The 10,774-nt window shown below is 42.3% G+C and carries 9 protein-coding genes and 1 pseudogene; all 10 read right to left on the bottom strand.

The annotated features are described in order from the left end of the window. Positions 1-34: 34 nt before the first annotated feature. Complete coding sequence (locus F6K51_RS22765) at positions 35-2,281, bottom strand: hypothetical protein (RefSeq protein ID WP_293024480.1); 2,247 nt, start codon at positions 2,279-2,281, stop codon at positions 35-37. A 292-nt stretch (positions 2,282-2,573) separates the two neighbouring features. After that, positions 2,574-4,784 (bottom strand): hypothetical protein, encoded by a 2,211-nt coding sequence (locus F6K51_RS22770; RefSeq protein ID WP_293024482.1) that lies wholly within the window; start codon positions 4,782-4,784, stop codon positions 2,574-2,576. Positions 4,785-4,964: 180 nt separating this feature from the next. Continuing rightward, positions 4,965-5,534: an Ig-like domain-containing protein gene (locus F6K51_RS22775; RefSeq protein WP_293024484.1), complete on the bottom strand. Its 570-nt coding sequence runs from the start codon at positions 5,532-5,534 to the stop codon at positions 4,965-4,967. Positions 5,535-5,573: 39 nt separating this feature from the next. Next, positions 5,574-6,836, bottom strand: coding sequence for a hypothetical protein (locus tag F6K51_RS22780; protein ID WP_293024486.1), 1,263 nt, complete (start codon positions 6,834-6,836; stop codon positions 5,574-5,576). Positions 6,837-6,898: 62 nt separating this feature from the next. Beyond that, positions 6,899-8,158: a hypothetical protein gene (locus F6K51_RS22785; RefSeq protein ID WP_293024488.1), complete on the bottom strand. Its 1,260-nt coding sequence runs from the start codon at positions 8,156-8,158 to the stop codon at positions 6,899-6,901. Between the two features lie 26 nt (positions 8,159-8,184). Beyond that, positions 8,185-8,415, bottom strand: a complete 231-nt coding sequence (locus tag F6K51_RS22790) for a hypothetical protein (protein WP_293024490.1) — start codon at positions 8,413-8,415, stop codon at positions 8,185-8,187. Between the two features lie 70 nt (positions 8,416-8,485). Continuing rightward, positions 8,486-8,932: a hypothetical protein gene (locus tag F6K51_RS22795; RefSeq protein ID WP_293024492.1), complete on the bottom strand. Its 447-nt coding sequence runs from the start codon at positions 8,930-8,932 to the stop codon at positions 8,486-8,488. An 87-nt stretch (positions 8,933-9,019) separates the two neighbouring features. Next, entirely contained in the window at positions 9,020-9,535 is a 516-nt protein-coding gene (locus tag F6K51_RS22800; protein ID WP_293024494.1) for a hypothetical protein, read from the bottom strand. A 59-nt stretch (positions 9,536-9,594) separates the two neighbouring features. After that, complete coding sequence (locus tag F6K51_RS22805) at positions 9,595-10,422, bottom strand: hypothetical protein (protein WP_293024496.1); 828 nt, start codon at positions 10,420-10,422, stop codon at positions 9,595-9,597. 13 nt (positions 10,423-10,435) lie between these two features. Beyond that, positions 10,436-10,774: pseudogene (locus tag F6K51_RS22810) on the bottom strand (hypothetical protein); the annotation flags it as partial.

Here is a 10,774-nt window from a genome sequence, read left to right on the forward strand (position 1 = left end):
TTTCCCTTTGAGAAAATACCAAGAACAATCCAACCTACTGAAGCATCACCAACACAGGAATTTTTCCCTTTCCACTACTGAGAGAACCCAAGGCTTTGCCGATAATCGCACCAATGGCCCGCTCTGGCTCCAGCACTTTTTGCCCATGACCTTTGGTGGGGCTGGTGGTGAGTAAATCTCCCACGGCAATTGGTGCAATATCTGCATCAACCTTACAGTAGGAAAAACATCCCATGGTTACCATGCTGCCCATTTGCTGATCCTGTACCACGGTAGTGTTCATTCCTGCCTCGGTTTTAGCAACAAGAGATTGGAACGGATGAGGGCTTTGAAGACTGGCAGCAATGTCTTCTGGCAGTTCTTCTAGGGGAATTTGCTCTTGTAATTCTTCTGGGGATATTTGTGCTAAAACTTCTGGTGGGATTGGTGATTCTTCATTATCAACATAGGGCAAATCGTCTTCTGTGGTTACCTTTGCCACAATCCCACACACCCTTGTGTCATAAGCTCGGTTGGTTAAATCTACCTCTGGGATGGGAATGTCATTTTGGGTGGCATAAAACCGCGAAACAGGATGGTCAGATAGCACCACCACGTCACCCTGCTCAATGGGATCACCGACGGCATTCACAAAACGATCTGAAACATAGCCTGATTTATCTCCACTACGGATAGTGAGATTTTGTGCTGACAAACGCCCTGCAACGAATACATCTCCATTACTTCTCACTGACAACTTCGTGGCGAAGGTGTTGAATATTGCTCCTTGATTTCCAAATCGAAATTGACTAGGATGGCCAATCCAAAGTTGATAGGTTGGTGCGTCTTCCCCCAGCAGTTGTCGCTTGGACAGAGATAGTTTGAGATTATTTGTTGAATCAGAATTCAAAAAACTGGTTAGGATACTTCTCGTGAATTGGATCTCATTGGTGCCACCTCTCAATTCGAGGTTGCCTCCTGCAATATTGTTAGTGACGTTCAAATTTCCATTAATGTTGACATTGCCACGCACGTCTAATTTGCTTGCGGGACTAGTCGTACCGATACCAACGTTGCCTCCCATGATAGCCAAATCACTAGAACGGCCTTGGGCAAGACCAATCCAACTTTGGAACTCAGGATCATCTTCTGTTTTTGTCCCCACTTGTTGAAATCGAATTCGAGGGCGATCGTCCAAGTCACTTAATACAAGAAGAGGTGCAAGATTTTCTGAGCCATATTCCACCCAAAGCTTTCCACCATCACCACCGCCACCCACTTTCAGCCAGGGCTGTGAACCCGAGGGAACAATATCTAACTTAGCCTGAGGGGTTGTTGTACCGATCCCGAGATTACCAGCTATTACTAAGTCATTGGTAGCAAAATTTTGGTCAGCAGCACCGTTGAGGTTTGCTTTGCCAACCAAGGCATTATCCACATAGGTTTTAACCGCTTGCTCAGTAGGAATCGCTAAATTGCTGTTATCTGTAAGGTTTCCATCACTGGAAAATTCATTAATGGCTAACCCCGTTCCGAGCTGGAGACTATTTTCAATGGTGAGGGAACCTGTCACCTGCTCTATCACACTTAATTGATTGGTAGCGATCGCATTACCAACACTGAGACTCCCATCGACAGTCAACGACCCAGTGGTATGCAAAGCAGAATTAACTTCCACAGCTCCTGAGGAATGTCCGGAACTTACCACCCCTGCGATGGTAATGACATCACTATCTTCATCCCCCAAGGAAACATTGCCAGCAATATGCTCCGTATCACGGGCAATCACATCCCCCTGTACTTCCAAATTCCCCGATACCTGTAGATTACCCTCTACTGTCAAATTCTGGGCGGTAAAATTTTGGTCAGCAGCACCGTTGAGAGCAGCTTTGGTATCGAGGGCATTATTAACCTGGGTAATTTGATTATCCACATAGGTTTTAACGGCTTGTTCGGTGGGAACAGCTAAATTACTGTTATCTGCCAAGTTACCATCACTGGAAAATGCGTTTATGGATAATGTTCCGAGTTGGAAATTACCACCGACACTAAGGTTGTCATTAATAGTGAGGGAACCAGCGATGGTTGAGTTTCCGGTAGTGGTGACTAAGCCGGTTAAACGAGAACCATCCCCAACAAATTGGGCAGCATTAGCACTACCACTAAGGGTTAGGTTTGTGGCAGAAATATTGCCAGTAGCGGAAATATCACCAATTACGTCTAACTCCTCTGATGGAGTGTCTGTACCAATGCCAACTTCACCGTTGACTGTCAGTGTTGGAAGTGTCCAATTAAAAGCCATTTTTCTTTACCTCATCTGTTCCAAGGTTTCTACCTTTTCCATCAGCACTGAAATCCTATGGTGCTGCTCTTTGACGACTTTGGTTAAAACCGCAATTGCGTTTGATTGGTTGTTCTGTCATAGTTTTTATTAACCATATAGCAATCCTAAATGAATTGTGAGAATTTTGTTCCCTGTTCCCTACTCCCTACTCACTACTCCCTGTTCCCTGTTCCCTGTTCCCTGTTCCCTTTGGTATATAATTAAGCTGTTGGTAATTCTGTGCCATTGTGTTACGGAATTTAAGTCAAGACTAAGACACTGAAACACCTGTTGGTGATTTCAACTCTTGAATTTGGTTTTTTAAGATCTTTATTTCCGATTGCTGAATTTGCATCTTTTGCAACAAACTTGAGAGCCAGTGGTAATTAGAATTAAGACCAACGACAACGTTGATCGGTTTTACACCTTCTTGCTCGGAAGTTTCCCAAGCTCTACCAACAATAAGGGCAAATTGGTTGGCTGCGATTTCGTGAGGTGAGACTGCTATCCCCATACCATCATTGAAACCTGAAGGGATAATATAATCTCCTGATTGCACGCTACCTCGAACTTTAATGGGCACTTGTCCCAAAAATGCTACTTGCTCATAGAGATGTTGCTCTTGCTTTTGGGGAGCATTGCCTAAGACAATAGGCTGATTAGTAATTGCCATAACTTGATCTGCTCCCTGGGTATACTTGGTAACTTTGCCACCAAATACACCCACTAGTTCACCTGGTTCAATTACTTCACTATGATTAAGTCGTGGTAAGTATTCTGCATAATCTCCACTACCGCTTCTCAAACGAATATTATTATTGCCAGTTCCCTCAATGGCACCAACGTCACGGTCACCAGATTTGAAGGTGATAAAATTACAGCCCCCACCAGGGGAAATAGTACCTATCTTGAGAGCTAAAACATCTGCATTTGTACCACTGCTAGTATTTTCAATCACTGCAATATTATTAGCCATCGAAGCAGCACCATTTTTAGTACCCCTAACATGCAAAGTAGTAACTGGATTAGACAGTCCAATTCCAACCCTACCTGGCGATTTATTTTGAATTAGTAAGTTACCCCCGCTAGCTTGTAGATGTAGGTTAGAAACAACTCCATTATTTCTAGCCATAATTTCATTATCATCTATGGCAAGATTTACACGATTAGTGTTGCCGACAACTAAATAGCCACCGCCATTGGGTTCTGCATCAGTACCACCGATAATGTGCAATCTGGCTTGGGGATCTGTGGTGATAATACCTACATTACGATTTTCAGCAATAGTTAAAGAATGTAGACCATTACTGGCTCTCAAGGACAAATCTCCATTATCGATCAGACGAATTCTCGATGTGTTGCCAGCATCTCGGATATCTGCTCCGCGCAACCGTAAATCTCCACCGAGATCTAACGAACCTGTAGTCGTTAAGTTGCCATTTACCGTTAAATTATTCTCTATCGCTAGGGAACCTGTGACCCGATCGGTCACACTTAATTGAGCAGTAGCGATCGCATTACTAACACTGAGACTGCCATCCACAGTCAGGTTATTAGCAGTAAAATCTTGGTCAGCAGCACCGTTGAGAGCAGCTTTAGTATCGAGGGCATTATTAACCTGGGTAATTTGATTATCTACATAAGTTTTAACCGCTTGTTCGGTAGGGATAGCTAAATCACTGTTATCTGTAAGGTTTCCATCACTGGAAAATTCATTAATGGCTAACCCCGTTCCGAGCTGGAGACTATTCTCAATGGTGAGGGAACCTGTCACCCGATCTGTGACACTTAATTGAGCAGTAGCGATCGCATTACCAACACTGAGACTGCCATCCACAGTCAACGACTCAGTGGTATGCAAAGCAGAATTAACTTCCAAAGCACCGGAGGAATGTCCGGAACTTACCACCCCTGCGATGGTAATGACATCACTATCTTCATCCCCCAAGGAAACATTCCCAGCGACATGCTCGGTATCACGGGCAATCACATCCCCCTGTACTTCCAAATTCCCCGATACCTGTAGATTACCCCCTACTGTCAAATTCTGGGCAGTAAAATCTTGGTCAGCAGCACCATTGAGATTCGCTTTGGTATCGAGGGCATTATTAACCTGGGTAATTTGATTATCTACATAAGTTTTAACGGCTTGCTCGGTAGGAACAGCTAAATTGCTGTTATCTGCTAGGTTTCCATCACTGGAAAATGCGTTGATGGATAATGTTCCGAGTTGGAAATTACCACCGACACTAAGGTTGTCATTAATAGTGAGGGAACCAGCGATGGTTGAGTTTCCGGTAGTGGTGACTAAGCCGGTTAAACTGGAACCTTCCCCAACAAATTGGGCGGCAGTAGCACTACCACTCAGGGTTAAGTTTGTAGCGGAAATATCACCAATTACCTCTAACTCCTGTGAGGGAGTGTCTGTACCAATGCCAACTCTACCACTAACTGTAAGTTCTGGATCTGGCCAACTACTCATTTTTCTTTACCTCCGTTGCCAAAATGTAACTGTGAATGATGTTTGATTTGTGCTTACAAATTTGGGTGAGTAAAATCTCTGATGATTTCAGTAGAAATTTTTTATTCGTTGGTTTTTGGGTTGCTCATTGATGCCCTATAGGTTTCGCCTTTTACTTTTCATCAATTGGCTGCTTGCCAGTCATGATTCAGGTGGCATAAATTCCAATGAAATCGAGTCACTTTTAACGCCTTCGGCTACCGCACTCACGGTCACTGATACAGTTTCAACAGAAGAGGTAAGTTCTACTGTGGCTTGTCCCTCTTTAGCGGTTACTCTTCTTGCTGAAAGGGTACCTCCAGTTGTTTTAAGAGCTATATTGAAATCTTTTTTTACGATTTCATCTCGTGAATTTATGACTTCGATTGTGATAATCGCTTTATCTTTACCATCAGCAATTAATTCAGGAATAGCGTCACCATCTGTATCGATAGCAGTTGTGATCAGATGGATTTTAAGAGGATTCGGTTTTCTTTCAACTCCTATGGGTACTCCATTTTCATCAAGTTTAAGTTGCCATCGGTCTAGATTGGGGCTTAAGGCATATTTAGGGGAGTCTTTGATACAAACAAAGCCCCAGGCGGAAAAGTCTTCAGGGTTCTTGTTTGGATAGAGTTCTTCTAAAGTTGGTTCTCGCCATTTTCCACAATCCAAAACTCGACCTGCAAAGCTAACCAGCTTTTTTGTTTTTTTATCAAAAATAATAATCATAGTCAGTCTCCTTAAATAAACCCTTTTGTTAGTAAGCCCTCACTGCCATCCACCTTTTTGAGCGATCGCATAACCTTTAGCGGCTACTTTACCCTCAGGAGTTGCAGTAATGGTTCCATTAGCATCTGCGGAACAATTAACAAGAATGTCCTCGCCAGCTCTGAAGTTGAGATATTTGATGGTTGCAAAAAAGAGGCATTCATCTCTAGTAAAACCCTCGGGAACAGGTATACTTTGACCATGGGTTAATGATGAAGCAGTGGCAATACCTAGCCCAGCTAGTCTACCTGCAATACTTCCAGTTACGTTCAAATCTCCGTTAATATTGACACTGCCACTCACGTCTAATTTCTGAGATGGATTCGTCGTTCCGATACCTACATTGCTATTTCCTCTAATAACAAGGGCAGTTTCTACAACCCCATCGTTACCTGTATTAACAAAAGCAATGCCTCCATCAGGGTTAGGGTTATTACCATCGGTTTTTTCAATCACTAAAGCATCTTGATTAGTCCTAAAGAAATTGTTGTCGTACCTGAGTCGAAAACCATCTCCACTAGGTGTACCGGATTCATTGGTACTATGAAAAATCTGAGTTCCTGTAGTCGCTAATTTTAAAGCACCAGATACTTCTAAAGTGGTAGCACGCAAACCACCCACAGTTAAGTTATTCTCTACGGTGAGGGAACCTGTCACCCGATCGGTCACACTTAATTGAGCAGTAGCGATCGCATCCCTAACACTTAGACTCCCATCCACAGTCAAGGACCCAGTGGTATGCAAAGCATCATCTATCCTAAGCGCCCCTGATGAATGCCCTGAGCGAATTACGCCGGTAATTTTCACTTCATCACTGTCTTGGTCCCCCAAGGAAACATTCCCAGCGACATGCTCGGTATCACGAGCAATCACATCCCCTTGTACTTCCAAATTCCCCGATACCAGTAGATTACCACTTACTGACAAGTTATTAGTGGCAAAATCTTGGCTAGCAGCACCATTGAGATCCGCTCTAGTGCTAATTTGATTATCCACATAGGTTTTTACTGCTTGCTCGGTAGGAACAGCTAAATTGCTGTTATCTGCTAGGTTTCCATCACTGGAAAATGTATTGATGGATAGTGTACCTAGTTGGAAATTGCCACCAACAGTCAGGTTTTCATCAATGGTGAGGGAGCCCTTCAGGGTTAAGTTTCTAGCGGAAATATCACCAATTACTTCCAATTCCTGTGAGGGAGTATCTGTACCAATGCCAACTCTACCATCGACTGTAAGTTCTGGCTGTGGCCAATTAAAAGCCATTTTTATTTACCTCTGTTGATCAAAACTTGTTAATTGTTAATTGATAATTACCTGTAGCGGTACTAATTCCCAATTGCCAGCCATTGAATATGCCATCCTCTGCTATTGGCAAAATCTGGTGTTAGGTCTTCACCACTAGAAAATCGCACATAAACACGGAAACCTTGGTTAGTCCTGTCGTATGCAGAACTTCCGCCTGTTGCTCCCCAATTACTACCGTTTCCATGCATATTAACTAGGTAAATTGGTGTCGATTTAAAACCACAGGCTGAGGTATCTACATCTACATAAATACCTTTAGTCCCACCACGATAAGGTTGCCAATTAGTTGAGCCTTCGGGAGTTTTTCCACAACAGATTCTTAAGGCTGTTCCTGAGGTGTCTTGTGCCGCGCCTAGTAGCTTGCCTATTACGTGTAACTCTGCTTCTGGGTTTGTTGTACCGATACCAACGTTACCACCAGCTTTTATAAAAAATCTTCCATCTGCTACACCTGTTTCCACAAAATTGAGTCCTGGATTTGTGCCTCCTAAATTTTGGTTTATGTGCCACTTAGTTCTTCCACTTGGATCTTCAAAACTGATCAATTCTTCCGATTGACGTGTTGCTCGAATTCCCAAAGTATTTCTAGGATTTGGTGTGCCAATGCCGACTTTGCCACCTAAGGTTAAATTATTCTCTATTTTTATAGAACCACTCACCAGATCGGTCACACTTAATTGAGCAGTAGCGATCGCATCCCTAACACTTATACTCCCATCCACAGTCAACGACCCCGTGGTATGCAAAGCATCATCTATCCTAAGCGCCCCTGAGGAGTGTCCTGAGCGAATTACGCCTGTAATTTTGACTTCATCACTGTCTTGGTCGCCCAAGGAGACATTACCCTCAATATGCTCGGTATCACGGGCAATCACATCCCCCTGTACTTCCAAATTACCCGATACCCGTAGATTACCCCCTACGGTGAGGTTATTAGTGGCAAAATTTTGGTTAGTAGCACCGTTGAGAGCAGCTCTAGTACTAATTTGATTATCCACATAGGTTTTAACTGCCTGCTCGGTAGGAACAGCTAAATTGCTGTTATCTGCTAGGTTTCCATCACTGGAAAATGCGTTGATCGATAGTGTACCTAGTTGGAAATTACCACCGACAGCCAGGTTCTTATCAATGGTGAGGGAGCCATTCAGGTTTAAGTTTGTAGCGGAAATATCACCAATTACCTCTAACTCCTGTGAGGGAGTTTTAGTACCAATACCAACTTTGCCTTTGACTGTAAGATTTGGTTCTGCTTCGGGCCAAGTATATTTAAGTTCATCCATTTTTATTTATATCCTGGGATAAAAAGTTATGAATTAGTTAAGATACTTGTGACATCACTTTCAAGATTTTGATTCCCGTTTTCTTCTAATGTTTGGGATTGAACTAGCATTTCTTCTAAGACTTGAATTGCGCCGCTAATCCGTAATAAAGTTTCTGTAAGGTTTGCCTTTTTTGCCTCTAACTCTGTCAACATTGTTTGACCGGATTCAAATTCAGTTTTTAGGCTTGTCAGACGTTGTTCTAGTTGTTGTTTCATCGTTCTTCTGCTTCTTTACTAACGTTGATAAATTTATGTAATTGTTAATTGTCAATTCCCGGTAGCGGTACTAATTACCAATTGCCAGCCATTGAATATGCCATTTTTGATCATTGTGATTGGCAAAATCTGGTGTTAGGTTTCGATCATAAATAAATCTGAGGTAAATTCTAAAACCTTTAGCTGTGGCGAAGTATGGAGCACTTCCACCTGTAACTATCCAATGACTACTATTGCCATGCAGATTTACTATGTAATATGGTGTAGATTTAAAACCACACGCTGAAGTATCTACATCTACATAAATACCTTGAGGAGTAGAATCATAAGGTTGCCAATTAGTAGAGCCTTCGGGAGTTTTGCCACAACAGATTCTTAGTGAATTTCCCGATGTATCTTGGGCTGCGCCGAGTAGCTTGCCGAGCACATGTAACTCTGCTTCTGGGTTGGTTGTACCGATACCAATTTTATTCTTGACAGTAAGATTCATAGCATCAGGCCAAGTGTATTCACTCATAGTCTTTGCTCCTTTATCACTTGCATATCATTGAACTGTACGGATTTTTTGATGGTGTGTAGGGGGACTATTTCCTAAGAGTTAGTTTCAGTCAACAAACCACTTCATCGCTACTTTGTCATTATCATGACCACGGGGAGTATGTTCCCCTACATTCCAACGAATCTTATCCCGATCGCCTTTAGTACTAACAATAACCATCCACCAGTAAGAATCGTCTTGAAATTTCAATACATCTCCCTCAAAACTTATGCTTACATGAGAATTATTTTGAACATAAACAATTCCAGTTTTTATCGTAATATTTTGTGCATACGTGATGTATTTATGGTCACCACTATCCATTAATACCCTTACTTGAGAGCCATTTTGTACTGCATTAATTAAGTCATCAATATTGCCTGCCGTGCGGTTACCATTGGCATCATGGGCATAGGCTAGTGACCAACGATTTAGATTTGTCAATTTTGAACCATCTCCTACAAATTCTGTCGCTTTAACTGTGCCTTCAATTTCCAATTTTTCCGTAGGATTTTCTATGCCAATCCCAACGTTGTTCTTGACGGTAAGATCGATATGATCAGGCCAAGTGTATTCACTCATAGTCTTTGCTACTACCTAGCTTGTTTATCAATTTAAATGTACAGAATTAAGTCAATAGACTATTTCCTAAGCAACATATAGTTAGCTGTGCCAGGGTTAATTGTATTTGTTGATAAGTCCTGACTGTAACAACGAATTCTCCAGCCGTTTGTCTCTGGCTCGGCAGAAACTTCTATCTCAAAATCGGAGACAAAAGCACCACTTTTTTGTACTGCCAGCTCTCTAGGGGAAACAAAAATTACCCAGTCATCCACAGTTGTTCCCGCTGGTACAGAAATTGTTTGATCATCTTCAGCTATATCCACAATAAACTGTCTGGGGGAAGGTAACTTGGCACCAGCAAGTTTCCGTACAGAATTATCCACTGTACTAACATTACCGTTATTGTCTAGTCTCACCTGTGCCAACCGCACTACAGTACCATCGGTAGGGACATTACCAGTTCTTAAATCTACATTGCCATCTTGGAGATTGTCTTGCCTAGTGGTACCACCGTAGATAACAAATTTGGGACGTTCAGCGGTGCGAGTGTATTTAGTCACGCCACCTACTTCTACTTGGTAAGGGTTTTCTGGAATTTCCCGATAGATGATGGTAATTTCAATAGTTGTATTGAGTTCTAATCCATCTAAGTTAATGGTGTCTGGTAGAGGAGAATCCGATAAGATAATAATGTCTCGACCTTCGTTATCGATTGCCATTCCTCTAGTAACAGCAATTTGTTTTTCCGCTTCTCTGCTGACTTCTAGCCCTTCCACCACACCCCATTCATGGAGGGAACGATTGTGGCGCTTGCGCATATCACGATGGTAAGCTTGTTCCTCATTAAAGTCTGCTTCGATGAGAAACTGAGAGGTGAAGTAATTGGGACGTTGAATATCTGTCATAATTGCTACTCTCCTAAGTTGACTCTAAATTTTCGGGAATATTGCCTAAAATAGTATCAATACCAATCTGGGAACCTTTAATTCCAGACGTAGGATCTGCAAGCTGGATGGTGTCAGGAAAAATAATTTCTAGTTGGTAGTCGGTATGGGCAGGTTTTTCCTGTTCGATAATAGCTGTGGCAATTTCTACTTGTCGGCTGAGTTGCTCTGGGTTTAATCCTTTATTGAGAGCAATTTTTACTCTAAAAAAGTGAGGTAATTCACCACCAATATAACTACCTTTTCCAAGGACTGACTGCGGAGGAAGTCGTTGAGGATTTTGGTTTAGTAGTTGGGAGTCACCAATTTGAAA

Origin of the sequence: Moorena sp. SIO3I8 (assembly GCF_010692325.1) — a bacterium.
Taxonomy (GTDB): Bacteria; Cyanobacteriota; Cyanobacteriia; order Cyanobacteriales; family Coleofasciculaceae; genus Moorena.

Excerpts from the sequence above, each read along its gene's own strand:
- F6K51_RS22795 (WP_293024492.1), bottom strand. The coding sequence starts at position 8,932 with ATGAGTGAATACACTTGGCCTGATGCTATGAATCTTACTGTCAAGAAT.
- F6K51_RS22785 (WP_293024488.1), bottom strand. The coding sequence starts at position 8,158 with ATGGATGAACTTAAATATACTTGGCCCGAAGCAGAACCAAATCTTACA.
- F6K51_RS22770 (WP_293024482.1), bottom strand. The coding sequence starts at position 4,784 with ATGAGTAGTTGGCCAGATCCAGAACTTACAGTTAGTGGTAGAGTTGGC.
- F6K51_RS22765 (WP_293024480.1), bottom strand. The coding sequence starts at position 2,281 with ATGGCTTTTAATTGGACACTTCCAACACTGACAGTCAACGGTGAAGTT.
- F6K51_RS22800 (WP_293024494.1), bottom strand. The coding sequence starts at position 9,535 with ATGAGTGAATACACTTGGCCTGATCATATCGATCTTACCGTCAAGAAC.
- F6K51_RS22805 (WP_293024496.1), bottom strand. The coding sequence starts at position 10,422 with ATGACAGATATTCAACGTCCCAATTACTTCACCTCTCAGTTTCTCATC.
- F6K51_RS22780 (WP_293024486.1), bottom strand. The coding sequence starts at position 6,836 with ATGGCTTTTAATTGGCCACAGCCAGAACTTACAGTCGATGGTAGAGTT.
- F6K51_RS22775 (WP_293024484.1), bottom strand. The coding sequence starts at position 5,534 with ATGATTATTATTTTTGATAAAAAAACAAAAAAGCTGGTTAGCTTTGCA.
- F6K51_RS22790 (WP_293024490.1), bottom strand. The coding sequence starts at position 8,415 with ATGAAACAACAACTAGAACAACGTCTGACAAGCCTAAAAACTGAATTT.